The sequence below is a fragment of the Sphingobacteriaceae bacterium GW460-11-11-14-LB5 genome (genome assembly GCA_002151545.1).
GTDB lineage: Bacteria > Bacteroidota > Bacteroidia > Sphingobacteriales > Sphingobacteriaceae > Pedobacter.
On record CP021237.1, the window covers coordinates 3,658,638 to 3,684,957 of the forward strand.

24 protein-coding genes are annotated in these 26,320 nt (G+C 38.0%); 15 read left to right on the plus strand and 9 right to left on the minus strand.

The window, feature by feature from the left end; genetic code table 11:
* Window positions 1–595: 595 nt before the first annotated feature.
* The 4 genes from CA265_14520 to CA265_14535 form a co-directional block, all read right to left on the minus strand.
* Window positions 596–1,402, minus strand: coding sequence for a peptidase M48 (locus tag CA265_14520; protein ARS40804.1), 807 nt, complete (start codon window positions 1,400–1,402; stop codon window positions 596–598).
* Between the two features lie 99 nt (window positions 1,403–1,501).
* Window positions 1,502–2,149: an acyl-phosphate glycerol 3-phosphate acyltransferase gene (locus CA265_14525; GenBank protein ARS40805.1), complete on the minus strand. Its 648-nt coding sequence runs from the start codon at window positions 2,147–2,149 to the stop codon at window positions 1,502–1,504.
* A 49-nt stretch (window positions 2,150–2,198) separates the two neighbouring features.
* Window positions 2,199–3,041: a nicotinate-nucleotide diphosphorylase (carboxylating) gene (locus CA265_14530; GenBank protein ARS40806.1), complete on the minus strand. Its 843-nt coding sequence runs from the start codon at window positions 3,039–3,041 to the stop codon at window positions 2,199–2,201.
* 138 nt (window positions 3,042–3,179) lie between these two features.
* The gene (locus CA265_14535; protein ID ARS40807.1) at window positions 3,180–3,578 is read right to left on the minus strand and encodes a DUF4783 domain-containing protein; all 399 of its coding nucleotides are present in this window, start codon (window positions 3,576–3,578) and stop codon (window positions 3,180–3,182) included.
* Window positions 3,579–3,751: 173 nt separating this feature from the next.
* On the opposite strand from CA265_14535, the gene CA265_14540 reads away from it, so the two are divergent.
* Complete coding sequence (locus CA265_14540; protein ARS40808.1) at window positions 3,752–5,275, plus strand: phosphoglycerate mutase (2,3-diphosphoglycerate-independent); 1,524 nt, start codon at window positions 3,752–3,754, stop codon at window positions 5,273–5,275.
* Window positions 5,275–5,805 carry a hypothetical protein gene (locus tag CA265_14545; protein ID ARS40809.1) on the plus strand — a complete coding sequence of 177 codons (531 nt, stop codon included), beginning with the start codon at window positions 5,275–5,277 and terminating at the stop codon, window positions 5,803–5,805. Before CA265_14540 ends, CA265_14545 begins: the two co-directional genes overlap by 1 nt.
* 53 nt (window positions 5,806–5,858) lie before the next feature.
* Here CA265_14545 and CA265_14550 read toward each other — a convergent pair whose 3' ends face one another.
* Complete coding sequence (locus CA265_14550; GenBank protein ID ARS40810.1) at window positions 5,859–6,479, minus strand: hypothetical protein; 621 nt, start codon at window positions 6,477–6,479, stop codon at window positions 5,859–5,861.
* Window positions 6,480–6,796: 317 nt separating this feature from the next.
* On the opposite strand from CA265_14550, the gene CA265_14555 reads away from it, so the two are divergent.
* Together CA265_14555 and CA265_14560 are read left to right on the plus strand one after the other, a co-directional pair.
* The gene (locus CA265_14555; protein ARS40811.1) at window positions 6,797–9,268 is read left to right on the plus strand and encodes an endopeptidase La; all 2,472 of its coding nucleotides are present in this window, start codon (window positions 6,797–6,799) and stop codon (window positions 9,266–9,268) included.
* Between the two features lie 83 nt (window positions 9,269–9,351).
* Complete coding sequence (locus tag CA265_14560; protein ID ARS40812.1) at window positions 9,352–10,302, plus strand: hypothetical protein; 951 nt, start codon at window positions 9,352–9,354, stop codon at window positions 10,300–10,302.
* 118 nt (window positions 10,303–10,420) lie between these two features.
* On the opposite strand, the gene CA265_14565 is transcribed toward CA265_14560, so the two are convergent.
* The 3 genes from CA265_14565 to CA265_14575 all read right to left on the minus strand — a co-directional run bounded on the left by CA265_14565 (window position 10,421) and on the right by CA265_14575 (window position 12,565).
* Window positions 10,421–11,455: a hypothetical protein gene (locus CA265_14565; GenBank protein ARS40813.1), complete on the minus strand. Its 1,035-nt coding sequence runs from the start codon at window positions 11,453–11,455 to the stop codon at window positions 10,421–10,423.
* 138 nt (window positions 11,456–11,593) lie between these two features.
* Window positions 11,594–12,001, minus strand: a complete 408-nt coding sequence (locus CA265_14570; protein ID ARS40814.1) for an aminoacyl-tRNA hydrolase — start codon at window positions 11,999–12,001, stop codon at window positions 11,594–11,596.
* Between the two features lie 39 nt (window positions 12,002–12,040).
* Complete coding sequence (locus tag CA265_14575) at window positions 12,041–12,565, minus strand: ferritin (protein ARS40815.1); 525 nt, start codon at window positions 12,563–12,565, stop codon at window positions 12,041–12,043.
* A gap of 130 nt (window positions 12,566–12,695) precedes the next feature.
* Here CA265_14575 and CA265_14580 point away from each other — a divergent pair, with 130 nt between their 5' ends.
* The 10 genes from CA265_14580 (at window position 12,696) to CA265_14625 (ending at window position 23,464) form a co-directional block, all read left to right on the plus strand.
* Window positions 12,696–13,376 carry a cytidylate kinase gene (locus tag CA265_14580; protein ARS40816.1) on the plus strand — a complete coding sequence of 227 codons (681 nt, stop codon included), beginning with the start codon at window positions 12,696–12,698 and terminating at the stop codon, window positions 13,374–13,376.
* Window positions 13,377–13,556: 180 nt separating this feature from the next.
* Window positions 13,557–14,387 (plus strand): hypothetical protein, encoded by an 831-nt coding sequence (locus CA265_14585; protein ID ARS40817.1) that lies wholly within the window; start codon window positions 13,557–13,559, stop codon window positions 14,385–14,387.
* A 60-nt stretch (window positions 14,388–14,447) separates the two neighbouring features.
* Complete coding sequence (locus CA265_14590) at window positions 14,448–15,950, plus strand: hypothetical protein (GenBank protein ARS40818.1); 1,503 nt, start codon at window positions 14,448–14,450, stop codon at window positions 15,948–15,950.
* 19 nt (window positions 15,951–15,969) lie between these two features.
* Window positions 15,970–16,626, plus strand: coding sequence for a signal peptidase I (locus CA265_14595; GenBank protein ARS40819.1), 657 nt, complete (start codon window positions 15,970–15,972; stop codon window positions 16,624–16,626).
* A 133-nt stretch (window positions 16,627–16,759) separates the two neighbouring features.
* Window positions 16,760–17,740, plus strand: coding sequence for a hypothetical protein (locus tag CA265_14600; protein ID ARS40820.1), 981 nt, complete (start codon window positions 16,760–16,762; stop codon window positions 17,738–17,740).
* Window positions 17,741–18,214: 474 nt separating this feature from the next.
* Window positions 18,215–20,149, plus strand: a complete 1,935-nt coding sequence (locus tag CA265_14605; GenBank protein ID ARS40821.1) for a 30S ribosomal protein S1 — start codon at window positions 18,215–18,217, stop codon at window positions 20,147–20,149.
* 309 nt (window positions 20,150–20,458) lie between these two features.
* A complete protein-coding gene (locus CA265_14610; protein ID ARS40822.1) occupies window positions 20,459–22,132 on the plus strand; it encodes a beta-N-acetylhexosaminidase in 1,674 nt (557 codons plus the stop codon).
* Between the two features lie 64 nt (window positions 22,133–22,196).
* A complete protein-coding gene (locus CA265_14615) occupies window positions 22,197–22,376 on the plus strand; it encodes a hypothetical protein (GenBank protein ARS40823.1) in 180 nt (59 codons plus the stop codon).
* A gap of 10 nt (window positions 22,377–22,386) precedes the next feature.
* Window positions 22,387–22,863 carry a hypothetical protein gene (locus CA265_14620; GenBank protein ID ARS40824.1) on the plus strand — a complete coding sequence of 159 codons (477 nt, stop codon included), beginning with the start codon at window positions 22,387–22,389 and terminating at the stop codon, window positions 22,861–22,863.
* Between the two features lies 1 nt (window position 22,864).
* Window positions 22,865–23,464, plus strand: a complete 600-nt coding sequence (locus CA265_14625; GenBank protein ARS40825.1) for a hypothetical protein — start codon at window positions 22,865–22,867, stop codon at window positions 23,462–23,464.
* On the opposite strand, the gene CA265_14630 is transcribed toward CA265_14625, so the two are convergent.
* Window positions 23,453–24,379 (minus strand): AraC family transcriptional regulator, encoded by a 927-nt coding sequence (locus CA265_14630; protein ID ARS40826.1) that lies wholly within the window; start codon window positions 24,377–24,379, stop codon window positions 23,453–23,455. The genes CA265_14625 and CA265_14630 overlap by 12 nt on opposite strands.
* A 334-nt stretch (window positions 24,380–24,713) precedes the next feature.
* Between CA265_14630 and CA265_14635 the strand changes: the two genes are divergently transcribed.
* Window positions 24,714–26,219, plus strand: coding sequence for an aldehyde dehydrogenase (locus tag CA265_14635; protein ARS40827.1), 1,506 nt, complete (start codon window positions 24,714–24,716; stop codon window positions 26,217–26,219).
* Window positions 26,220–26,320 lie beyond the last annotated feature (101 nt).

Consider the following 26,320-nt stretch of genomic DNA (forward strand, 5'->3'; position numbering starts at 1 on the left):
CATTGGTTCAATGGGGCACTGCTCAAGCGATTCGACTATATAAATCGTCGTCATCTCGACTGGAACGCAGTGGAATGGAGAGATCTATCCAGTATATCTCGCTTGTTAGATTTCTCGACTGCGCTGCACTCCGCTCGAAATGACGGTACTTTAAAGCGGGATCACTAGTCATTAATCATTGGTTCAATGAGGCACTCCCCAAGCGATTCGACTATATAAGTCGTCGCCATCTCGACTGGAACGCTGTGGAATGGAGAGATCTATCCAGTATATCTCGCTTGTTAGATTTCTCGACTGCGTTACACTCCGCTCGAAATGACGGTACTTTAAAGCGGGGTTCACTAGTCATTAATCATTGGTTCAATGAGGCACTTCCCAAGCGATTCGACTATATAAGTCGTCGTCATCTCGACTGGAACGCAGTGGAATGGAGAGATCTATCTATCCAGATTTAGCTTCGCTGAGCACTTCGTGGTTCTCGACTGCATTACACTCCGCTCGAAATGACGGTAATTTAAAACGGGACGAAAACAAAAAAAGGTGGAATTTTCTGCATCATGCGAAACCTTCCACCTTAAACCTTAAGCCCTAAACCTTATTTCTTATAATACTGCTGTGCTTCTGGTAAATATTTTTGGATCTGAGCAATACGGGTAGCATCACTTGGGTGAGTACTTAAAAACTCAGCTGGTTTTTGAGCTCCTGCAGATGCAGCAGACATCCTGTTCCAGAAACTGGTCGCATTTTGAGGATTGTAGCCAGCCATTGCCATAAAAATCAAGCCTAAACGGTCGGCCTCTAATTCCTGATTACGACTGAATTTTAACATTGCCACTTGCCCCCCAACGCCATAACCTGCATTGAAAATAGACTGTGCTTTAGGATTTTTGGATAGTGCTAACCCTGCTGCTGCACCCAAACCCTGTGCAACCATTTCGTTCGACATCCGTTCTGCAGAGTGACCTGCAATGGCATGGGCAATCTCGTGTCCCATTACCGTAGCTAAACCCGCATCATCCTGGGTAACAGGCAAAATACCGGTATAAACCACAATCTTACCTCCTGGCATACACCAGGCATTTTTCTCATTATTCTGTACAACGTTCACTTCCCACTGGTAATCTGCAATGAGGTTACCATAGTTATTGCTGTTCATATACGATTTCACAGCTGTGATTAATCTACTGCCAATGGTTTTAACTTTCAAAGCCTGCGCATTCGAAGCGGGTAAAACCGTCGTTTTATTTTCAGTTAAAAAGGTGCTGTACGCCTGGAATGCCATTGGCAAAACCTGGTCGTTACTCACTAAATCAAATCGGCTACGACCTGTTAAAGGAACAGTGGAACAGGAGTTAAATAATAAAATCCCAGCAACACTTGCTGTTAAAAATAACTTTTTCATAAATTCGATTTTAAATGATTTGTAAATAAGGTGATAAGCAAAACCGATGATTAAACAGTAAGCCTATCAATAAGTTTTAATGAAATGTGTTTTGTTTAATTAATTAGTTTTCTTTCTAAACAAATACACTTTAGATTCTTTGCCTTTCAGCAATCTTTCGAGATTTTTTTGGTGTGTAACCAGGATTAGAATACAAACCACCATGCCGTAAAGCACTTCAGATTTAATCGAAACCTGAAACAAAAAGACCACGCTCAGTGGAAAAGTAAATCCCGCGCAAATGGAGCTTAATGAAACATATTTGGTTAACAACAATACCACCACAAAAACCAGAACACAAAGCATAGATGCTTCGAAGTTAACTGCCAAAATCATTCCAAAAAGTGTGGCCACACCTTTTCCACCTCTAAAGCCGGCAAAAACAGGAAACAAATGTCCCATTACTGCGGTTACACCGAGTGCAAGTTGATAATTAACAAAAATAACTGAATTTTGTGGCCCGGTAACCGACATGCCAATCAGATAGGCCAGATTGGTTGCGGTATAACCTTTTGCAATATCGATGATCATTACTGCAATTCCGGCTTTTTTACCCAGCACCCTGAAGGTATTGGTTGCGCCAGCATTACCACTTCCGTACTCCCTTACGTCAACGCCATAAAAAGCCTGACCAAGCCATACAGCTGTTGGTATAGATCCAAAAAGGTAGGCAACTAATAACGCGCTGAGAGAATAAACCGTAACCATAGCCTACAATGATACAAAAAATAAGCTTTTAATTTTATAGCAAATCACTTTAGTATGCTTTTAAACTCATATCCAGGCTTTTCACTGAGTGTGTAAGTGCCCCCATAGAAATAAAATCTACTCCACAAGCTGCATATGCTGCAACATTCTCTTCTGTAATGCCGCCGGAAGCCTCTGTGATAAATTTACCATCGATTAATTTAACCGCTGCCCTTAAGTTTTCGAAACTGAAATTATCAAGCATAATACGGTCTACACCACCAATAGCCAAAACCTGAGATAATTCATCTAAATTCCTCACTTCAATTTCGATCTGAAGGACTTTATTTTGATCAATCAGATATTTTTTAGCAGCTGTAATGGCATTTGAAATCCCTCCTGCATAATCTACATGATTGTCTTTAATCAAGATCATATCATACAGGCCAATCCGGTGATTTACACCTCCACCAATCCGAACAGCCCACTTTTCTAAATAGCGAAGCCCTGGGGTAGTTTTACGGGTATCTAAAATTTTGGTTTTGGTTGTTTTTAACAAAGAAACAATCCGATGAGTTTTAGTAGCAATGCCACTCATGCGCTGCATACAGTTTAAAACCAACCGTTCGGCAATTAAAATGGCATGTGTACTTCCGGAAACGGTTAAGGCAATATCGCCCACTTTTACCTCGGCACCATCCTGTAACAATACATCAACTTTCAATTCGGCATCAACCTCCTTAAAAATCTCAATAGCCAGTTCAATCCCGGCCAAAACACCATTTTCTTTGATAATCAGTTTTGCTTTTCCCTGCGTTCCGGCTGGAATTGTTGAAAGTGAGGTATGATCACCATCGCCAACATCTTCGGTAAGGGCATTTTTTATGAATTGATGTATAAGTTGAGTATCCAAAATGTAGATTTTATGCCGCAAAAATAAGAATTATTTGTTAGCAGACAATTTACTGACGGGTTAAAGTGAATTGTAACTTATAAAACGCAGTTGGATATGCAGATGGAAACTTCGAAAGTCGAGCTGATTCTATTTACCTTAATCTTTAGCAGGCTCTATCCTTAATTCGGTAATCGAAAAGCTGGTGTTGAATTTTTTCATCGTGATGGAAACCCTGAAAGTCTCTTTTGCAGTACCTAAAATAATTACGCCAAAACGATAATTTGGATTGGTATTAATTTTATGAAAAATACTTGTTTTTACCGGCGGATGTTTGACAAAAAAATCTCTTAAAATCTGTTCACCCTGTGCTTTTGAGTATACATCTTCCTCGTCAACAATAATAAGTTCGATAGTTGAGGCGAAACTTTTGGCAATTTCTTTCGAGTTACCAGCCTTAAAATACGAGGATAAATCATCAATAATATCTGCCTGAAGAGCTGTAGGGTGATATAATGATGACAAACTAATAATGAGTAAAAATAAGCTCCGGATCATTTCTGTATTTTATACAGAACCCTATAGCTAAAATTATGCCATTAGCGTATCAAAAAAAGGATTTCTTCATTTGTATAAGCTTCAATAAAGTTATATTTGCCATATAAACAAAACACTAAAACATGTTATACATGAAAATGTTTTAATGTGGATCAATAAATTTTACAATAAAAATGGTAAACGATAAAAAACTCGCGCTTATAATTCTAGATGGTTGGGGCTACGGAAAACAAGATAATTCTGATGCTGCATATGCCGCCAACACTCCTTTTTTCGATTCTTTACTTCAGCATTACCCAAATTCTAAACTTGAAGCATCTGGTGAAGCAGTAGGTCTGCCAGCGGGACAAATGGGAAACTCGGAAGTTGGGCACATGAACTTAGGTGCAGGCCGGGTAGTTTACCAGGAGCTTGGCCGGATCAACAAATCAATTACCGATAGAGAATTGCATAGCAATCCGGTTTTAATAAGTGCGTTCGATTATGCGAAACAGCATAACAAAGCAGTTCACTTTATCGGTCTGGTTTCAAACGGTGGTGTGCATGCCCATATCGAACATTTAAAAGCTTTATGCGATGCTGCTAATGAAGCTAATGTGCCAAATACTTTTGTTCATGCTTTTTTAGATGGTCGTGATACCGATCCAAACTCTGGCCTGGGCTTTATTACTGATCTGGAAAACCATATTCAAAACAGCAATGCTAAATTGGCGACCATGGTTGGCCGTTATTACGCAATGGACCGCGATAACCGTTGGGAGCGCGTTAAACAAGCTTACGATGTAATGGTAAATGGCATTGGTGAAAGAACACAAGATGCTTTGGCGGCGATCAAAAAATCCTATGCTGATGGCGTAACTGATGAGTTTTTAAAACCAATTGTATTAACACAGGATAATGGTGCACCAGTAGCTACCATTCAAAACGATGATGTGGTAATCTGTTTTAATTTCCGTACCGATAGAGGTCGTGAAATTACCACTGCGTTAACGCAAAAGGATTTCCCGGAACAGCAAATGCATAAACTGCCGTTGTATTATGTTACCATGACTACTTACGATGAGAGTTTTGAAAAGGTAAACGTAATTTTCACCAAAGATGATTTAACCCAAACCATTGGCGAAGTATTGGCTGATAACAATAAAAATCAGATCCGTATTGCTGAAACCGAAAAATATCCTCACGTAACTTTCTTCTTTTCAGGAGGACGGGAAGCCGAATTTAAAAACGAAAAACGCCTTTTAATTCCTTCTCCAAAAGTAGCTACCTACGATCTTCAGCCTGAAATGAGTGCCGCAGGAATTACCGATGCCATTACCAAAGAAATGGAAACAGGATGGGCCGATTTTATTTGTTTAAACTTTGCCAATCCAGATATGGTTGGCCACACAGGCGTTTTTGAGGCTGTGGTAAAAGCAGTAGAAACTGCAGATAAATGTGCAGAAACTGTGGTAAAAAAAGGTTTGGAAAATGGTTACTCGTTTATTCTTTTGGCCGATCACGGAAACTCTGAATTTATGGTGAATGGTGATGGATCTGCCAATACTGCACATACCACCAACCTGGTTCCTTGTATTTTAATCGATAAGGATTATAAAAGCATTGCAGATGGCAAGTTAGGCGACATTGCCCCTACTATTTTAAAAATATTAGGCGTAGCTATTCCAGCAGAAATGACAGGAAATGTTTTAGTATAATGATTAAAAAACTTGTTATCCTGGTATTTGCTTTGGCAATGTTTTCCTGCAATCAGCGAAAAGAAGCTGAAGCAAATACCGATTTATTGTATTTTGATGTAAAGGGATATTTTGGAAAGGAAATTTCGCGCTTACAAAAGCTAAACCCGGTTGTAAATAAAACCGTTAACGTAAATGGAACAGCCGAAAACAAAACCGCTAAAATTACTGACTGGACGAAAGAATTAGCCATTTTCGTTAACGCTGATATCAATAAAACCTCGTGGAAAGGAAGTTTTAAAGTAACAGCACAAAATGGCGTAGATATTTATACTTCTGATAATAGAAAAATCCCTGTTAAGAAGGTTTCTATCACCTGGAACGGTCAGAAAGCAGGTAAAATAGAGATTATTATCGATAACAAGAATATCTTATACCAATCTCAGGATACCTTAACCTACTGCCCGGATAGCTTGTACGCGATCAGAAAACAGCAGAAAATTAGATTGCTAAAGCAAAAGAAGTATTCAGTAATTGGAAAGCTGAAATAAAAAAAATGGGACCCGAAAATATTCGGGTCCCATTTTTCTTTAAAGGCTATATTTTATTTTAGGCTTGCAATCTGCGCCTTATCGTAGGTTACCCAATCGACAATATCTTTTCTTAATGGCTGCAAGGTTAATACTTTCTGAAAATCGGCGATAGAGTTATTGAACAGCGCTACACAAGCTGCTTTTTCTTCTTTTTTCTTTGCTTTAAAAGACCTGAAAATCGCATAATCTTTGTAAGCTAAACCACGGTTCTGAAACATCTGGGCATCTTCATCTCCATTAATTTCAATGGCTTTTGTAAAATCTTTGAGAGATGCCAAATAAAAGTTTTCACGCATGCTATTTAACGATTCTTTAGGATCGTTAGCGATTTTTAACCTGGCTATACCACGATAATAATAAGCAGAAACCTCAGTAGGTTTAATGGTTAATAACCGGCTGTAAGTGGCAATACATTTCTCGTATTCGCGATTTTGGAAATAAGAATATCCAAGCATCTGGAGCACATTTGCATTATCAGGCGTTTTAGTATCAGCTTTTTCTAATTGTATAGCGGCAGTTTTATAATCACCTTTCATCATCGCCTGCATGCTTCTTTCGTAATTGCCTTGCGCGAAACTACTGGTTGATGTAAAAATAATTAATCCTAAAATCGCCTTTTTAAAATAGTTCATGTATGAGTAATAAGTTTAACAAATCTAACGCCTAACCAAATTTATAGGAGAAATTTTTTGCAATATAATCCTATTCTGATAATTTAAAAGTTTTTAATTTTCTTTCATTCAAAACCAATTGTCCTAAACATTAGCTTAAACGCTAAAATATGCTTTATATGATATTGGCGGAAATATTTATATTACTCTGCCTTTTTAACATAAGATTAATATTATTTTCACTTTGGCACAAGAGTTGAATTTATTAACTTAATACCAAAATTAAACAAAGTGAATACGATTAAACTGCCAGTTTGTCGTTAGCGGAAAATGTGATAATGAGTAAACAAGATATATTTGATTTCCATACAGCAATGCCAATCATAAACGAGGATACCGAATTTTTTCCCTTAATGTCTCAACAAGACGAAGAGGAAATGAACAATGAGGAAACGCCCGAAACGTTGGCCATATTGCCTTTGCGAAACACAGTTTTATTTCCAGGAGTAGTTATCCCTATTACAGTTGGAAGAGATAAATCAATTAAGTTAATTAAGGAAGCTTACAAAGGAAATAAGATTATTGGGGTTGTTTCTCAAAAAGACGTTTCCATTGAAGACCCTACTTTTGAGCAGCTTAACACGGTTGGTACTGTTGCAAACATCATTAAGCTATTGCAGATGCCTGATGGAAATACCACGGTAATTATTCAGGGTAAACAACGTTTCAGCTTAATTGAAGAGGTACAGAACGAGCCTTACATTAAAGCGGTTGTTAAAAAATTCGAAGAACAAAAGCACAAGGCAGATAAAGAGTTTAAAACGTTAATCGCTTCTATACGCGAGATGTCTGCTCAGATTATCCAGCTTTCGCCAAATATTCCAAGTGAAGCCAGTATTGCACTTAAAAACATTGAGAGCAATTCATTTTTGATCAATTTCATTTCATCAAATATGAATGCCGAAATGGCCGATAAGCAAAAAATCCTTGAAATGGATAAACTGCAGGAAAGGGCACAAAAGGTAATGGAACTGCTAATGGTCGAATTGCAGATGCTGGAGCTGAGAAATCAGATCCAATCGAAAGTACGTACCGATTTAGACAAACAACAACGCGATTATTTCTTAAATCAACAGCTAAAAACCATTCAGGAAGAATTGGGTGGTAACTCTGCCGATTTAGAATTTGATGCTTTACAGGAAAAGGCTAAAAAGAAAAAATGGGCCAAAGCAGTTGCCGAACATTTTGATAAGGAGCTAGATAAGCTGGGTAGAATGAATCCTGCTGCTCCCGATTACTCTGTTCAGTTAAACTATTTAGAACTCCTTTTAGATTTACCCTGGAGCGAGTTTACAAAAGATAATTTCGACCTAAAAAGAGCACAACGTATCTTAGATAAAGATCACTTTGGTTTAGAAAAAGTGAAGCAGCGTATTATCGAATACTTAGCCGTTCTAAAACTAAAGCGCAATATGAAAGCGCCAATTTTATGTTTGGTTGGCCCTCCGGGAGTTGGTAAAACATCTTTAGGAAAGTCGATAGCCAAAGCATTAGGGCGTAAGTATGTACGTATGGCTTTAGGCGGTATCCGCGATGAAGCAGAAATCAGAGGTCACCGTAAAACTTATATCGGCGCAATGCCAGGCCGTATTATTTCGTCTATTAAAAAAGCGGGGGCAGATAATCCTGTTTTTGTTTTGGATGAGATTGATAAAGTAGGCACCGACCACCGTGGCGATCCATCATCAGCTTTGCTTGAGGTATTAGATCCCGAGCAAAACAGCGCCTTCTACGATCATTATGTAGAAATGGATTACGATTTATCGAACATCCTGTTTATTGCAACAGCAAACTCATTAAGCACCATACAACCTGCATTATTAGATCGTATGGAGATTATTGAAGTAAACGGATATACGATTGAAGAAAAAATAGAAATCGCTAAAAAATACCTGTTGCCAAAACAGAAAGAAAACCATGGTTTACAAACCAAGGATATTAACCTGAAAACGCCACTGATCGAAAAAGTGATTGAAGATTATACCAGAGAATCGGGTGTGCGTGGTTTGGAGAAAAAAATAGGTTCTTTAGTGCGTGGTGTGGCTACAAAAATTGCGATGGAAGAAACCTACGATTCAAATTTAAATAATGAAGATGTAGAGCGTATTTTAGGTGCACCAATTTATGATAAAGACTTGTACGAAGGCAATGAAGTGGCTGGAGTAGTAACAGGTTTGGCCTGGACAAGTGTTGGAGGAGATATTTTATTTATCGAATCGAGCTTAAGTCCCGGAAAAGGTAAACTTACTTTAACAGGTAATCTGGGTGATGTAATGAAAGAATCGGCAGTTATTGCACTAGCCTATTTACGTGCACACGCAGCCGAATTTGATATAGACTACACTTTATTTGATAACTGGGATGTTCACGTACACGTGCCGGCAGGTGCTACACCAAAAGACGGACCTTCGGCCGGGGTAACGATGCTTACCGCCTTAACGTCGGCATTTACACAACGTAAAGTAAAACAGCATTTAGCCATGACTGGTGAGATTACCCTACGTGGAAAAGTACTTCCAGTTGGTGGAATTAAAGAAAAAATTCTAGCAGCAAAAAGGGCAAACATTAAAGAAATTATCCTTTGCAAAAGCAACCGTAAAGATATTTTAGAAATTAAAGAAAGTTACATTAAGGATTTAAAATTCCATTATGTAACCGAAATGAGCGAAGTAATTGAATTGGCTTTAACTAAGAATAAGGTAAAGAAACCTTTAGATTTAAGCGTTAAAATTGCGCCGATTGTAAACTAATTGACAATTCTTTTGGATTAACAATCAAAAATCCAATTACAATAAATACTTTTATAGCCCAGGTAAATTGCCTGGGCTTTTTTATGAGATCATTTTTATTCACTATAGTTTTTTGTTTGGTTGTTTCAACCAGTTTCGCTCAATCTTTTAAAAACGAATTCGGTTTTAAAACCGAAAACGATGCTTATTTGGCTACATTAAATGACCGGTATTATACCAACGGATTATTTATCTACTTCCGCCACGCCATTAATACCGAAAAACTATCGGATAAAATAGAGAAAAAGACCTATGAAATTTCTGCCGGACAGAAAATGTATACGCCTTATTGGGGGCAGGTACCGAACAAAGAAGATCAGGACAGGCCTTTTGCAGGTTATCTTTATGCTGGTGGGGCTTATTCTGTTTTCTATAAAAATGAAAGTGTTTTAAAAACCAGTGTAGAACTGGGAACCGTAGGTCCTAACTCGCTTGCCCAAACAGCACAACGTTTCCTGCATAAAACCGTAGGATTTTATACGCCTGCAGGCTGGGATTACCAGATTAAAAATGAACTGGCTGTAAACCTTGCTGCAAATTATAGCAAATTGCTGTTCAGACCTGAAGACCCGATTGTGGATATCAGTGCGCAAGGTTATGCCAATTTAGGCACAACTTTTTCGGGTTTGGGTGCATCGGTACTTTTTAGGGCCGGTAAACTGAATCAATTGTTCAACAGTGCTTATCACAACGCAGTGATCGGAAATTCGAAAACAAAAAGCTTAAACAATTCGGAATTTTTCTTTTATGTAAAACCGCAGCTAAACTTTGTTGCTTACGATGCCACCATACAGGGCAGTCTATTTAATGATAACAGCCCGTTAACCTTTGGGGTAAAACCTATTGTTTTTGAACAACAGTTTGGTGTAAATTATAGTTCAAAAAGATTTACAGCCGATTTTAACATCATCTTTAAAACCAAAGAAGTTAAAAGTGTGGCGAAGCCACAGAATTACGGCGGTTTAAGTTTGTATTATCGGTTTGGGAAAAGTTAGGTTAATCGGTTAAATGTTTAAATTGGTTTCTGAGTGATGTCAGATATTTCTATCTGACATTTAATTAGATATAATGAAGAAACAATAAAGGGCGATTAAATCGCCCTTTATTGTTTAACTAATTTGTCAGCTTAACTGTTTTTGCCGAATAATACTGATCGAGGTAAGCTTTTACTTCAGCCTTTTTAGCTGCATCATCAATAAAGTTATATATTGGAGCCAAACCATCGTCTGAAGCGCCTATAAATGTTGCTTTATCTTCTGTAGTGGAAGCAACCCAATTGTTAAGGTTTACAATAACGCTGTTATTTACGGTTTCGCGTTTTAATTTGGTAATATCACCCCCGGTTGAGCTATAATAGATCTGGGCAGAAGTATTATCATTTAAATTGCGCAGGATAGGCTCATCCAGGTAGCCAGTAGGCAAACCAAATGTCCTTTTTAATGTATAACGTAATCCTTCCATAATAATCGCCCCCCTTCTCTCGTTCTGAGGTGCTTCCGCCTGGTAAACAACATCGAATTTAGAACCTATTTTTATGTTTGTTAATACATGTGTGCCATATTTATTAATAAGGTCCTGAGCAGTTAACAAAGTAATATCTCTCTTAAAATCTGCTGTTAAAAATTTATTTACCGACTGGTCGTAATAAAACTTATATAACTTCCAGATCATGTAATAAGAATAATGTCCGTAGACATATTTTTTATCAGTAGCATCCGTTTCTGGAAATGCCTGATTTATAGTGTTACCAAAGAGCTTTAAGCCCTTTGTTGCTTTATATGAATCAGACAATTTTGTTGATAAATCAACCGCACTTTGAGCCTGGGTAGTCCTCCACGAAGATTGTGTGCCTCTAATAAAAACAACATTATATGCTCCATCGGCATCATAAGCAGGAATATCGACTACACTGGCCCTTACAGAAGCTTGATCATTAAACTTATCCGTAACATCATATCCGAACCCTAAAAAATTAAAAGTTTCAGATGATGGATATAATGGTTGAGTATCTTGGGTTGCTCCCTTAACTGTAAAGGCAATATCAGGGGATAATTTTTCTTCAGGAACTGGATTTGGAATTTCTTTAGGATTTTTCTTGCAGGCAGCAAGTGTAGCCATAATGGCCAGCGCTAAAATAGTTTTTTTCATTTGATTTAATTATTTGTGTGTGCTTAGCACTGTCAATTTTAATGCCATTTACGTCCACAAAAATTAAAAATGGATGCCGCTTTCACAACAGATGAACGAAACCAACTAAATAATTAGTAAAGATAAAAACTTAAGCACCTAGAAATCAATTATTTTCCTGTTTTTCTTCTTTTCGGCATTCACAGCCTTATTCTTCAATCTTTTTTGAACAACTGCTTTAGGGATTTTGGTTGCTTTTCTTTTCTTCTGAACCTGAAGCGATCGTTTTAACAATTCAATCAACTTGGCTACAGTTTTTTCTTTATTCAGTAACTGGCTCCGGTCTTCCTGAGAAACAATATGTAATAATCCCTCAGTATCCAGGCGGTGCGCCAACCTGGATTTTAGGAGCGCTTTTTCATCTTCGTCGAAATAAGCCGCAGTGTCGAGGTCGAAAATCAATTCTACCTTACTCGAAACTTTATTTACATTTTGCCCACCTTTGCCCCCACTTCTGGAAGTTTTAAAACTAACTGATCGTAAAATTTCTTCTCTTGTAGGCAACATGCCGCAAAAGTAAGAATTTGTAAACAGGAAAAAAACAGGTTATTCACCTTCTTTGGTTTCGCTAACCTTACTGCGTAAACCCACAATATCTTTATCCAACTGATAAATTCCTCCCCGATCACTACCCACTAACTGAAGTTTCTCTAACATCGTTTTCGCCATTTTTTCTTCTTCAAGCTGTTCATCTAAATACCATTGTAAAAATTTAAAGGTGAGATAATCTTTCTCATTCAATGAAAGTTCTACCAAATCGTTTATACTTTTCGACACCAGCAGCTCATTATCCAGAAAATCCTGAAATACCTCTATCACCTGCCCGAAAGAATTTTTGGGCATTTCAAGAGCAGTGATGATCGCATGTCCATCACGATCATTGATATAATGGATCAGTTTAAGCATGTGATGACGTTCTTCGTCACTCTGGCGGTAAAAAAACTCAGTATACCCCTCTAAACCCGGCTGCGTTTCTAGCCATGAGGCAATGCCCAGATAAACTTGTGATGATTCGGCTTCCAATTTAACCTGGTTATTCAGCGCCGTCAACATTTTTTCAGATAGTAACATAAACTTGTATTTATTTTATAGGTAAACACATTACAATAAATCAATGTTTTAGCATGAGCTTGTTTAGAATCTATCTTTATATTTTTAAAAAATTCAGCATTCTGTTTCTATTTTTTACCTTTGCGCTACGATGAAGAAAAACCTGGTAATAGCAATAGATGGCTATTCATCTTGCGGAAAAAGTACATTAGCAAAAGCATTGGCTAAAAAATTAGGTTTCATTTATGTAGATAGCGGAGCGATGTATCGTGCCGTTACGCTCTATTTCTTAAGAAATAACATCGATATTACTGATGATACTAAAGTTGTTGATGCACTACAACATATCGAATTAAATTTCCATTCCCGCGATTACGAATCCCATATCACGCTTAATGGTGAAGAAGTTTCTGACGAAATCCGTTTGATGCCGGTTTCTGAAAATGTAAGTGAGGTTTCTGCCCATAAAATCGTTCGTCATGAAATGGTGAAACAACAGCAACGCATGGGTAAATCGAAAAACATTGTGATGGATGGCCGTGATATCGGTACTACCGTTTTCCCTGATGCCCCAGTGAAATTCTTTATGACAGCCGATCCGAAAATCAGGGCCGAACGCAGATTTAAGGAACTGGAGAGCAAAGGCAATAACGAAACCACTTTGGAAGAGGTTTTTGAAAACCTGGCGCACCGCGACTACGCTGATACGACCAGAAAGGAAAGCCCATTGGTTCGGGCTGATGATGCCATTATTTTAGATAACACCGATCTTACCCAGGAAGAGCAACTGGCTTTTGCAATGGAAAAAGTAGAACCGTTTTTGGTTCATTAGAACATTTGTTCACTGGTCATTAGTTCATTAGTTCCAAGCTATGAGCTACAAGACTATCAACCATGAACTATCCGACTATTATCCATAGACTTCGGACTCCCGACTGAAGATTCCCGACTTCCCTCCGTTTCCTGAGATAGAAAAAATTTCATATTTTTAGCACTTAACCCAAATGTTACTATGAAATTAAAATCAATTTATCTGGCGGTATTATTTTTATCGCTTAGTATTCTGAATGCAAATGCTCAAAAAGGCTGGATCAATCTCTTTAATGGAAAAGATTTAAAAGATTGGAACATCAAAATTGCCAAACACGAATACAAAGAAAATTTTGCCAATACTTTCCGCGTAAAAAATGGTGTAATGAAAGTAAGTTATGATGGATACAATGAATTTGACAAACAATACGGGCATATTTTCTACAAAAAACCGTTTTCGGCCTATCTTTTAAAAGTTACTTATCGTTTTGTTGGCGATCAGGCTAAAGGCGGTGAAGGTTGGGCAACCAGAAATAGCGGTGCCATGTTACATTGCCAGGACCCGGCAACGATGTTAAAAGACCAGGATTTTCCGATTTCAATTGAGGCCCAAATTCTGGGTGGAGACGGTGAACATGAACGTCACACCAGTAACGTTTGCACACCGGGAACATTAATAAATTATAATGGAAAACTATTTACCGGACACTGTTTAGATTCTAAATCGAAAACTTATGCTGGCGACCAATGGGTAACTGCAGAATTTTTAGTGTTAGGTGATTCGGTTGTAAAACACATTATAGCAGGCGAAGTGGTTTTAGAATACACCAAACCTCAAATTGGGGGTGGTAGCGTTTCTAATTTCGACCCGAAAGTTAAAATAGACGGCAAAGCATTAACTTCAGGTTACATTTCTTTACAAAGTGAAAGCCATCCGATAGAATTTAAAACGGTGCAACTTTACGATTTGGAAGCGTACATGAAAGATAAAGCAAAACTGGATAAGGTATTGGCTAAAATATTAAAAGAGTAAACCATATTAATACTCAGTTGTTAAATGATGATGTAAAAACCTTACACCTAAATTTACACGATGCTCAACCGTCATTTATTTAAACCCGCTACCCTACTATTCTTTCTTTTACTTGCCAATATTACTTTTGGGCAAACTGCTTACCAAGTAAAAGACATTCCAGATCCCAAAAAAAATGGTGAAGGTTATGTAAGTGATCCTGACGATATTTTGGGAAGTAGTGCGGTTTCGGGTTTAAATAATACCATTGCCCGGTTTGAACGTGAAACCAATGTTCAGGTGGCAGTGGTGATTGTTAACGATTTCGATCACGATAAAGAAGATTTCGATTTTGCCTACGAGCTTTTTAATACCTGGGGAATCGGGCAAAAAAAGAGCAATAACGGATTGTTGTTGTTTATTGCGAAAGATCGCCGCAAATACCGCTTTATTACAGGCACAGGAACGGAAGGTGTATTACCAGATGTAAAGCTTAAACATATTGCCGAGCAGAACCTCTTGCCTGCTTTCAGACAAAATGATTTCAATACAGGAATTACCAATACCCTAAATGCCATTGGGGTAATTATTTTAAACCCTGAACATCAATCAGAACTCAACCAGTTTTTCACCCAACGCGAAAGCAACACTTCGCTCGAAAATTTCTGGCTCCCTACGGGAATTATCCTGCTGGCCTTTTTCGGGGTGTTCAAAATCGTAAACAGGCAGGCTAAAAATGGTCTAAATTTAAAAGGTTTTGACAAGAATAAAAATAGTTATGATACGACCATAGCAAAAGGCTGTGGCGTGGTTTTCTTTATTGTATTCGTTTCTATTTTCATCTTTGTTTTTACCGGTGCTTTTGACCTATTTAAAAAAATAAAATTAACGCACATTCCCTACATCCTTTTTGCTATACTGGCCATCGCGCTTTTCTTTCGGTACCTCTTCTATTTGTCGGCATTGAGAAAAGCACACCAGGACGATAAAAATTTCTTTGATGCCGTTGTGGCTTTCCACAAAAAGAACTGGTGGTTGATACTCTTCTCTCCTATCATTTTAATTGCAATGATACTCCACCTCATCAGGCGTGTTAAAACAATTGATCGTTTCAAACCAGTTTTGGATAGTAAAAACAAGCCGATGATCCGGGTTGATCGCGATATCAATACCGAAGGAAAACCATTTTTAACGGCAGGCCAGCGTAAGGAAGAAGTTGTTTTAGCATACGATTACGATATCTGGGAAAGTGCTGACCATCAAGAACATATTATTAAGGCATGGCCTGCAGAAGAATACAATAGTTATACCGAATGCCCTGAGTGCGCTTTTAGAACTTACAAACTGAATAAACGGGTAACCGTTAAACAGGCCACATACAGTCATGAAGGCCAGGCGAAGCTGATAAACGAATGTAGTTTTTGTAAAAAAACAGAATTTATAAAATGGATAACATTGGCCATGCTGGTCGAATCGAGTTCATCATCAAGTTCCTCTTCTTCCGGCAGCTCATCGTCTTCATCATCAGGCAGTAGCTGGGGTGGTGGCAGCAGCAGCGGTGGTGGTACCGGCGGAAGCTGGTAATTGATTCAAAAAATAAACTATGAAAAAGATTATCTTCATTACTGCAGTTTTTTTTGTCATTCTTGTCTGCTTTTGGATTAGCATCAGGTTTTTCGGAATTTTTAACACCTACAAGAATGTTTCCGCTGCAAACGAACCCAATGTTGCCGTTGATCAAATTGTGACGGCATCTAACTTAAAAGAAGCCAAAAGAGGTGATTTCGTAGTGGTAAAAACGAGTGGTGAGCGTTGCATATACCGACTTTGTGCCCTGGCCGGAGATAAAATTGAACTAAAAATGGGCGAAGTTTATTTAAACGGCAAGTTGATGGTCCAAAATTACGACACTAAGCATAGCTATAATTTCAGCAATAAAATATACAATGACTTAGTTAGTTCAGGTAAAATAAAGGCTGAAGAAACCATGTATGCCATTGGAGACGAAATTCATATGGAGCTTATTGATGCTCAGGCTAAAAAAGCTGGTATTTATCAGTACAAAGAAGTAAAAACGCCTGCATACCGTGATGAGCAAATCGAGCAGCAATGGTCAAGGAAGTGGAATGTAGATAATTTTGGTCCTGCCCTGGTTCCAAAAGACAGCTTTTTTGTGCTCGGAGATAACAGAAACAACGCCCGAGACTCCAGATATATTGGTTTTGTCAAAAAAAGTGATCTGCAAGGTGTAGTTTTATAACCATATCGTTTTTACTTTTTTCAATCTTATCCCCTCCTATTAAATTATTTTCTAATTTTGAAACACTTAGCACGGTGTTTGCTTATAGCGTGTGCAATTACCTATTAAAACTGTTTCGCAGAATCCAATACTTATGACCAGAATTTTTTTCCTCCTCATCGCTCTTTCTATTTTTGCTAACCGATTAAATGCGCAGGAATTGTATCGCGTTAAGGCCGACAAATTGCGCGTAAGGGAAAGCAGCGATCAAAAAAGTAAGGTTATTGGAAATATTGCCCAAAATGAAAACATTACGGTTTTAGATGCCAGCAATGCCAAGTTCTACAAAGTAAAGTTTAAAAACCGTGAAGGCTGGGTAAGCAAAGATTTCATCGAAAAAATTGCTCCGGCAGCCAAACCAGTAACTCCTCAGGCAAATACCGCACCGCCCGCAGCTACTACTCAAACGGCAACCAGCACTGACATGTACCGCTCGACTGCAGATGATTTGAGGGTTAGGGAAAAAGCTGATCCGAAAAGTAAGATTATCGGATACCTGCCCAAAGACGAAAATGTTGCTGTTATTGATTCTTCAAACACAAGTTTCTACAAAATCAAGGTTACCAATGGCGAAGGATGGGTGAGTAAAGAATTTTTGGTGAGAATCTCTCCGGTGAAAACCACAGCCGAAAAAACAAGCATTGCCGCATCGGTACCCCAAGAAAACAAAGATTATACGAATATTATCTTTTTTGTTGTTGTGGCCTTAATCCTGATCACCATATTGTACTTTTCGATTAAATATGCCAGCGGCAATAAATTTTTAATCGGTTTTTCAGTAATTGTAATCCTGGTAACCGGTTATTTCTGCTACATTACTTTTATACAGGCAAAAGTGGTAACAGGTACTTTTGCAAGCAATGAAGATATACAATACAAAACTTTCAACTTTAAATCGAAAGATTCGGTAACCGTTACCGATGCCTATACTGATTCTATTTTCACTTCTAAATATGTGATCGAAGGTGACATGATCAAACTTTACGATCAGCAGAACACGATTATGTTATTAATCAGGGATGATGAAACATTAATTGGCGAAGGTTTTACCAGAGGGACGTTTACCAAGAAATAAATCCAGGATCATCAAACGTTCTACCGATGCTTCCTCCCGTTGGGACGAATCATAAACCAAAGCAACCAATTTTTAAATACGGTTCGTCCCATCGGGACGGTTTATGGGTAGCAAATAACATTTTGTTATTTGTGTAACGTTCTGTAGGAACGTTTGGTGGGAAGTTGTGCACAATTCTTTGTTTTTAAACCTGATAGAGCGGAATAGCCCGGAGCGTAGCGAGGACTATAAACGATAGCAGGGCTGCTGTTTTCCGATGAAATGCAGGGCGCTCATTTTCAAATATTTAACAAACAAAACCTACAATATTTCTGAATTTAGCCTGATAGATGCTGAAATAAATTCAGCATGACGCAAAAGCTGATTCTTAATCCGCTAAAAATCAGCAACATTTATTAAAAAAATCTTTTCTATTAATTAAAAAATTTTTACCTTTGCAGTCCCTAAATAGGGAAAAAAGGAGATAATTAATTAATGGCTAAAAAACAAGTAGCAGAAAAAGAATTAGCAGCTAAAACAGCTGAACTTCAGGGAGAAGGCGGACGCCTGACTGAAAAAGAAACGATTGAATCAGAAGCTGATTCAGTTTCGATCGAATCGATCAAATCATCATTGGCTACACCATCGGAAGATTTCGATTGGGATGCAGATGAAAAAGTTTTCGGTAATTACAATGACGCAGACCGTAAAAAGTTTGAAGATATGTATGCCGGAACATTCAATCAGATCACTAAAGGTGAAATCATTAGCGGTATCGTTGTTTCAATTAACAACAAAGACGTAGTATTAAACGTTGGTTTTAAATCAGACGGTTTAGTTTCTACTTCAGAATTCCGTGATACACCAGATCTAAAAATCGGCGATTCAGTTGACGTTTTCGTTGAAGCACCAGAAGATGCTAACGGTCAATTGATCCTTTCTCGCAAAAGAGCTAAAACCCAAAGATCATGGGAAGCAATTAACGAGGCACTTGAAAATGATAGAATCATCAATGGTTTCGTTAAGAGCCGTACTAAAGGTGGTTTAATTGTTGATATCATGGGCGTTGAAGCTTTCTTACCAGGATCTCAAATTGATATTAAACCTATCCGCGATTACGATGTATACGTGGGTAAAACAATGGAATTTAAAGTTGTTAAAATTAACCATGAGTTTAAAAACGTAGTTGTTTCTCATAAAGTGTTAATTGAAGACGATTTAGAAAGCCAAAAAGTAGAGATCGTTTCTAAATTAGAAAAAGGTCAGGTACTAGAAGGTACTGTTAAAAACATTACTGATTTCGGTGTGTTCATCGATTTAGGTGGTGTTGATGGTTTACTTCACATTACTGATATTTCTTGGGGCCGCATAGAGCATCCAAAAGAAGTATTATCATTAGATGAAAAAATCAACGTGGTTGTTTTAGATTTCGATGATGAGAAAAAACGTATCGCTTTAGGCTTAAAACAATTAACTCCACACCCTTGGGAGAACTTAAGCACCGACATTCAGGTTGGTTCTAAAGTAAAAGGAAAAATCGTAACTGTTGCAGATTACGGTGCTTTCTTAGAAATTATCCCAGGTGTTGAAGGTTTAATCCACGTTTCTGAGATGAGCTGGTCACAAAACTTAAGAAATCCACAAGAATTCTTAAAAGTTGGTGACGAGATCGAAGCTGAAGTTTTAACTTTAGACAGAGACGAGCGCAAAATGAGCTTAGGTATTAAACAATTATCTAACGATCCATGGCAAGAAGTTGCTGCTAAATTCCCAGTTGGAAGCAAGCACAAAGCAACTGTTAAAAACATGACTAACTTCGGTGTTTTTGTTGAAATCGAAGAAGGTATTGATGGTTTAATCCACATCTCTGATTTATCTTGGTCTAAAAAAGTAAACCACCCTAACGAATTCACTAAAGTTGGTGATGTATTAGACGTAGTTGTTTTAGAACTTGATGTTGATAACCGTAAATTAAGCTTAGGTCACAAACAATTAGAAGAAAACCCTTGGGATACTTTCGAAACGATCTTCACTTTAGATTCGGTTCACCAGGGTACTGTTGTTAAAGTAACTGATAAAGGTGCTGTTATTGCTTTACCATATGGTGTAGAAGGTTTCGTACCAACTAAACACATGGTTAAAGAAGATGGTACTTCAGTTAAAGCTGAAGAAACCAATGACTTCAAAATCATTGAATTCAACAAAGAAGCAAAACGCATTGTAGTATCTCACGCCCGTATCTGGGAAGAGGTTAAAGCTGAAGCTGTTGCTGAAGAAAGAGCAACTAAGAAAAAAGAAGCTAAAGCTGCTGTAACTGCGGTTAAAAAAGTTAAAGATTCTGTAGAGAAATCTACTTTAGGAGATTTAGACGTATTGGCTCAATTGAAATCGCAATTAGAAGGCGAAGAAAGCAAAGCTAAAAAAGGCTAGTTCTTTTTAACTGATCATATTAATCCCGATAGCGAAAGTTATCGGGATTTTTTTTGTGAGTTTTTTTACCGCAGAGAACATGGCTTTATTCATTACCTCGATTGATCGTCATTTCGAGCGGAGTGCAACGAAGTCGGGAAATCTAATTAGCAGATCTCTCCATTTCGCTGCGCTTCAGTCGAGATGACGATTTGCCTGTTAATTAACACCTCAAGCTAAGTTTTATGTAACATAAGTAGTTCGTTCCACCAAACCTTTTCCTTTCATATAGCTATAATTATTACTTTTGAAGCGGAAAATCACCCTATTATGAAGAAATTTATCTTTTTGTTTCTAACCTTAATTACTTTTAAGCTTTCTGCACAGGAAGTGAATATAATTCCCCAACCTGTAGAACTAAGGCCCGGAGCTTTTCCGTCAGATAAATTCAAACTTAAAAATAGTACCACGATCAGAATATTGGATTCTACAGCGGTAAACGCTGCTATTTTTCTTAAAAATTATATTGCCAATCATTATAATCTTAACTTAGAGATAAGCAATAATCTAGTGGAAACTAAGGGAAATGTCATTAATCTCGTTATTTCAGATCAATTGTATAAAAACCCTGATAAATACTTTGTATCTGTATTGTCTTCCACAATTAATGCAGGTGCTTCTTCACCACAGGGTTTGTTTTATGCAGTTCAAACCATTGTACAGTTATTACCAACAAATGCTGATAAAGAAATCAGTATTCCTTCAGTAGATATTATAGATTACCCCCGCTTCGATTATCGTGGTATGCACCTCGATGTGAGCCGCCATTTTTTTGATGTGGCTTTTGTAAAACAGTACATCGATTATTTAGCACTTCATAAAATGAATTATTTCCACTGGCATTTAACTGATGACCATGGCTGGCGAATTGAGATCAAAAAATATCCTAAGCTTACGGAAATTGGGGCCTGGCGTAACGGAAGCATCATTGGCTTATGGCCTGGACAAGGAAACGAGCATATAAAATATCAGGTATTGCCGGCAGACGTAAAAATTACACCAAAAGATGCCGTTATTAAAACCGATGGTACTCGTCACGGCGGTTACTACACCCAGGAACAAATTAAAGATGTGGTTGATTATGCTGCTAAACGTTACATCACCATCATCCCGGAAATAGAAATGCCAGCACACAGCATGGCTTTATTAGCGGCTTACCCCGAGTTAGGAACGACGCCGGACAAAAAATACCAGGTTGCCGAAACCTGGGGAATGATGAATAAATACAACAATGTACTTCAGGCTTCTGATACCACTTTCAAATTTCTGGAGAATGTACTAAGTGAGGTAATGGCCTTGTTTCCGTCGCAATACATTCACATTGGTGGCGATGAAGCTTCTAAAGTGTGGTGGAAACAATCTGCTGTTTCGCAGCAGATCATGAAAGACAATGGTTTAAAAAATGAAAGTGAACTACAAAGCTATTTCATCCGCAGGATGGAGAAATTTGTAAACAGCAGAGGCAAAACCATTATCGGCTGGAACGAAATTTTACAGGGCGGTTTGGCACCAAATGCAGTGGTGATGAGCTGGCAGGGAGAAAAAGGCGGCATTGAAGCGGCTAAACAAAACCACATGGCCATTATGACACCTGAAGACAAGATGTATTTCAATCATGGTCAATTTGTAAAAGAAGACAGTTTAACCGCAAACAAATTTTCGCCTTTAATTGATGTGTACAATTATGAACCCATACCGGCAGAATTAAATGCCGAACAGGTAAAATACATTTGGGGCGCACAGGGCTGTTTGTGGAGTGAATACATTACCAATCCGGCAAAAGTGCAATATTTGCTTTTTCCAAGGTTAGATGCCTTAAGCGAAATTTTATGGAGTCCGAAAGAAAAACGGAATTATCCGGATTTTCAAAAAAGGCTAAAAACGCAGTTTAAACGTTACGATTTAATGGGAATTACCTACTCCAAAAGGTATTTAGAAAATTAATTTCCGATTGCTGTAATTTTCCCATGCTGTTGCTTACTAACTGCTTAAATCAATTAAAATAGCAATGGAAAACAACAATTCAAAATTAGGTATCGCTGCATTTTTAAGCATTGTAGCCAATACAACGGGCGTTCAAGGTTATACCAAATATTTCTTATTAACGGTGGCCCTGATCTCTTTAGTCATTGGAATTTATCAATACCAGAAGATATTTAAAGCGAATCAATTATCGAAAGGCAGATAAGCTATAACATATGGTTGAAAAATCTTATCTCGACAAACTGGAAGCACATAAAGGCATTATCTATAAAATGGTAAACCTTTATGCCGATGATGAAGAGGACCGCAAAGATTTGTATCAGGAAATTGTTTTTCAAAGCTGGAGTGCTTATGGCAGGTTTAAGGGTGATGCTAAATTTTCTACCTGGCTTTACAAGCTTAGTTTAAATGTATCGCTTTCATTTCTGAGCAAACAGAAAAAGCATAGCCAGGTTAAAGAACGGGGGCAATTTGATCATTACTTCGAGCCGCCCGAATTATCAGAACGGGCCGATTGGCTGTATCGCTGTATCAAACAATTAACCGAAATCGACCGAAGCATCATCATGCTCCATCTTGATGGTTTCGATAATACCGAAATAAGCGAAATGACTGGAATATCACGAAACAACGCCAATGTGAAGTTACATCGGATTAAACAACAATTAAGTACACTGCTAACCCGTAAATAAAATGAATTTAGAACAAGAATGGCAAAATTTGAGTGGAGAATTTAACTCAGGGGTAAACAAAATAGATATCTCGAATATCACTATTGATGAAAAATCGCACAGTCTTCTGCAAGATTTACTATTTAAGCTAAAATGGAAATTAAGGTGGATCAGAATTATCGATTTACCCATTTTGGCTATGGCCTTTTTGATAAAAGGAGATTTAAAGTTCCTCCTGCTTTTTGTATTTATTACTTATGAAATTTCGAGGGCTTTAGGAGTTAACAGCTTCAGGAAAATAAAAACCGGTATAGATTACAACGCCAACACTAAACAAGTACTTACTGACAATTTGAAGGCTATTAAAAGAATTTTAAGAGGTGAAACCATTTATGGATATATTTTCTTGCCGCTTGCGGGACCAACTGGCTGGCTAGCATATCAGCTATATGTACATCAAACTTTTGAAAAAGTATTCAGTTTACCCCATTTTTTTATTCAAATGGTATTACTTATCCTCATTAGCATACCGTTTATTTACATCGCAAAAAAAATGAACGATAGCATATTTGCTAAACCCTTAAAAGAACTTAACGAAAAAATAAATGATTTAATGGATTAACTGATTTGCTACCTGCATTTGATATGCGCCCGGCGTAATCCCAACGATCTTTTTAAATGCCCTGATAAAGTAATTGGCATCACTAAAACCAAGCTCGTAACTGATTGACGCTACCTTAGCACCAGGTTGAGCCAGTAAAAGTTTGGCTTTATTAATCTTTTCGGTTAAAATAAAATCATTTGGGCTGATGCCGAGCTCGCGTTTAAACAACCGGTAAAATGTGGCTTTGCTCATGCAGGCCTTATCGCTCAGGCTATTGATACTGATTTTTTCGTTTAGGTTGGTTTTAATATAGTTCAATACAAAAGCCAGTGGGTTTTGGTTTAGGTTATAACCATCATCGCTAATGGTTTTAAGATTTTGGGTCTGCATAATGCGGACCAACAGTTCTTTTAAGGTTAAATCAGCTAAAACATCTTTTTCTTTCGTCCGCTCCGAGCAAATCCTGATCACCTTATTAATCAGGTAGGCAATTTCTTCATTGTTATAAAAATGGTATTCATCATAATTTAGCAGCCATTTCTCATTACTCCCCTCTTTCGGAAAAAACTCGTTTAAATAAGCAATTGTTTTTTGAATCTGCTCCTGATCGATAGCCAGGGCAATACATTGGGTTGGATTAAGGTTAGTCGCCTCCGGAAAATCAATTTCCATGGTAACGGCAGGCGGAACAATAACAGTTTGGCCAGGGAAATAATCAAAGCCTTTCTTATCAAATAAATGCATCACTTTTTTCCCCCTCAACATACTCGTAATTACGAAGTCGTTAAAAGTAAGCGGAACTCTATACGATTCGGTATAGGTTTCGAAAACATTTAATTCACATCGCTCTAAGGTATAAGAAGTTCTGTTCTCTACCAGAGTTTGCAACGTTTCCGAAGCACTGAGCTTTACCTGATCTAATGTATGCTGCATAAACCGAAATAATTTGGTTAGAAATATTTGCTATAAATCAAATATAATTATTTCATCTGTTTATACCTCACGTCCAAAACACCTATTACAGCTACACAAGCCTCAATCTTCGCTGGCTGGGTCTAAGATCGTTTAGCGTTTCAATATGGTTACATAAGCTGAAACAATAGTGCTATCAATTGATTCGATTATACTATCTGCTCCATCTGCTTTGCCATTAGGTTTGTATTAACCAAATCTTATAACCGCAAAAATCATGATGAGCAATCGCTTTAAAATCCTATACCTAAACCGCTCATGATGGTTTTTAAGCATTCAATAATCAATAATAATTATGGAAAATTTAATTGAGAAACCATCATTCAAACCGCAGTACGATAACTATATCGGGGGGAAATTTGTAGCACCTGTTAAAGGGGCTTACTTCGATAATATTTCACCGATTGATGGCAAAGTTTTTACCAAAGCAGCACACTCTACCAAAGAAGATTTAGAGTTAGCCGTTGATGCTGCCCACGAAGCATTTAAAACCTGGAGCAAAACCTCTTCTACCGAAAGAAGCATCATTTTAAACAAGATTGCACAACGGATGGAAGATAACCTCGAATATCTGGCAGCAGTTGAAACCATAGATAACGGAAAAGCGGTTAGAGAAACCTTAGCAGCAGATTTACCGCTGGGTGTAGACCACTTCAGGTACTTTGCAGGGGTCATCCGTGCAGAAGAAGGTTCATTATCAGAACTCGATCAGAATACCGTTTCTTTAATTGTACACGAACCAATTGGTGTAGTGGCCCAGATTATTCCCTGGAATTTTCCATTATTAATGGGCATCTGGAAACTGGCTCCTGCCCTGGCTGCCGGCAACTGCGTGGTTTTAAAACCAGCAGAAAGTACCCCAGTTTCGATTATGGTTTTAATGGAATTAATCGGCGATTTATTGCCCCCGGGCGTGGTAAATGTGGTAAACGGATTTGGTTCAGAACTTGGCCGTGCATTGGTTACGAATCCAAAAGTTTCGAAAGCTGCCTTTACGGGCTCTACCCCTACGGGCAGATTGGTCATGCAATATGCAACCGAAAATATAATACCCGTTACACTGGAACTTGGTGGAAAATCGCCTAACATTTTCTTCAGCTCGGTAATGGCCGAAGATGATGCCTTTTTAGATAAAGCGGTAGAAGGAGCGGTAATGTTTGCCTTAAACCAGGGCGAAATCTGTACCTGCCCATCTCGTTTATTGATCCAGGAAGATATTTACGAAAAATTTATTGCAAAGGTAATTGAGCGAACCAAAGCAATAAAAATAGGCAGTCCGCTGGATAGAACGGTGATGATGGGTGCCCAGGCCTCCAAAATCCAGTTCGAAAAAATTGCCGCTTACATTAAGTTAGGTAAAGAAGAAGGTGCTGAAGTTTTAACCGGGGGAGAAATTAATGAACTACCTGGCGAATTGGGTGGTGGCTATTACATTAAACCAACCATCTTTAAAGGTCACAACAAAATGAGGATTTTCCAGGAAGAAATTTTCGGTCCGGTATTGGCCGTTACAACCTTTAAAACAGTTGAAGAAGCCATTGAAATTGCAAACGACACTTTGTATGGTTTAGGTGCTGGTGTATGGACCCGCGATGCACATGAGCTTTACCAGGTGCCAAGAGCCATTCAGGCTGGCCGTGTTTGGGTTAACCAATACCACGCTTACCCTGCTGGTGCGCCTTTTGGTGGCTACAAACAATCGGGTGTGGGTAGAGAAAACCATAAAATGATGTTGGGACACTACCGCCAGACTAAAAACATGCTCATTTCTTACGATAAAAATAAATTAGGTTTCTTTTAACAGGAAATAAAGATTTACAAATCTAGTTCCGCTGATTTTGTCGATTACCGCAGGTCTTAAAGATCTGCGGTTTTCAAAAAAAAATCCATTTCAACCTAAAA

Excerpts from the sequence above, each read along its gene's own strand:
- CA265_14520 (ARS40804.1), bottom strand. The coding sequence starts at position 1,402 with ATGAAAAAGTTATTTTTAACAGCAAGTGTTGCTGGGATTTTATTATTT.
- CA265_14585 (ARS40817.1), top strand. The coding sequence starts at position 13,557 with ATGAAATTAAAATCAATTTATCTGGCGGTATTATTTTTATCGCTTAGT.
- CA265_14590 (ARS40818.1), top strand. The coding sequence starts at position 14,448 with ATGCTCAACCGTCATTTATTTAAACCCGCTACCCTACTATTCTTTCTT.
- CA265_14610 (ARS40822.1), top strand. The coding sequence starts at position 20,459 with ATGAAGAAATTTATCTTTTTGTTTCTAACCTTAATTACTTTTAAGCTT.
- CA265_14570 (ARS40814.1), bottom strand. The coding sequence starts at position 12,001 with ATGTTGCCTACAAGAGAAGAAATTTTACGATCAGTTAGTTTTAAAACT.
- CA265_14560 (ARS40812.1), top strand. The coding sequence starts at position 9,352 with ATGAGATCATTTTTATTCACTATAGTTTTTTGTTTGGTTGTTTCAACC.
- CA265_14580 (ARS40816.1), top strand. The coding sequence starts at position 12,696 with ATGAAGAAAAACCTGGTAATAGCAATAGATGGCTATTCATCTTGCGGA.
- CA265_14625 (ARS40825.1), top strand. The coding sequence starts at position 22,865 with ATGAATTTAGAACAAGAATGGCAAAATTTGAGTGGAGAATTTAACTCA.
- CA265_14565 (ARS40813.1), bottom strand. The coding sequence starts at position 11,455 with ATGAAAAAAACTATTTTAGCGCTGGCCATTATGGCTACACTTGCTGCC.
- CA265_14575 (ARS40815.1), bottom strand. The coding sequence starts at position 12,565 with ATGTTACTATCTGAAAAAATGTTGACGGCGCTGAATAACCAGGTTAAA.
- CA265_14630 (ARS40826.1), bottom strand. The coding sequence starts at position 24,379 with ATGCAGCATACATTAGATCAGGTAAAGCTCAGTGCTTCGGAAACGTTG.
- CA265_14525 (ARS40805.1), bottom strand. The coding sequence starts at position 2,149 with ATGGTTACGGTTTATTCTCTCAGCGCGTTATTAGTTGCCTACCTTTTT.
- CA265_14595 (ARS40819.1), top strand. The coding sequence starts at position 15,970 with ATGAAAAAGATTATCTTCATTACTGCAGTTTTTTTTGTCATTCTTGTC.
- CA265_14615 (ARS40823.1), top strand. The coding sequence starts at position 22,197 with ATGGAAAACAACAATTCAAAATTAGGTATCGCTGCATTTTTAAGCATT.
- CA265_14535 (ARS40807.1), bottom strand. The coding sequence starts at position 3,578 with ATGATCCGGAGCTTATTTTTACTCATTATTAGTTTGTCATCATTATAT.
- CA265_14620 (ARS40824.1), top strand. The coding sequence starts at position 22,387 with ATGGTTGAAAAATCTTATCTCGACAAACTGGAAGCACATAAAGGCATT.
- CA265_14555 (ARS40811.1), top strand. The coding sequence starts at position 6,797 with ATGAGTAAACAAGATATATTTGATTTCCATACAGCAATGCCAATCATA.
- CA265_14540 (ARS40808.1), top strand. The coding sequence starts at position 3,752 with ATGGTAAACGATAAAAAACTCGCGCTTATAATTCTAGATGGTTGGGGC.
- CA265_14550 (ARS40810.1), bottom strand. The coding sequence starts at position 6,479 with ATGAACTATTTTAAAAAGGCGATTTTAGGATTAATTATTTTTACATCA.
- CA265_14635 (ARS40827.1), top strand. The coding sequence starts at position 24,714 with ATGGAAAATTTAATTGAGAAACCATCATTCAAACCGCAGTACGATAAC.
- CA265_14545 (ARS40809.1), top strand. The coding sequence starts at position 5,275 with ATGATTAAAAAACTTGTTATCCTGGTATTTGCTTTGGCAATGTTTTCC.
- CA265_14605 (ARS40821.1), top strand. The coding sequence starts at position 18,215 with ATGGCTAAAAAACAAGTAGCAGAAAAAGAATTAGCAGCTAAAACAGCT.
- CA265_14600 (ARS40820.1), top strand. The coding sequence starts at position 16,760 with ATGACCAGAATTTTTTTCCTCCTCATCGCTCTTTCTATTTTTGCTAAC.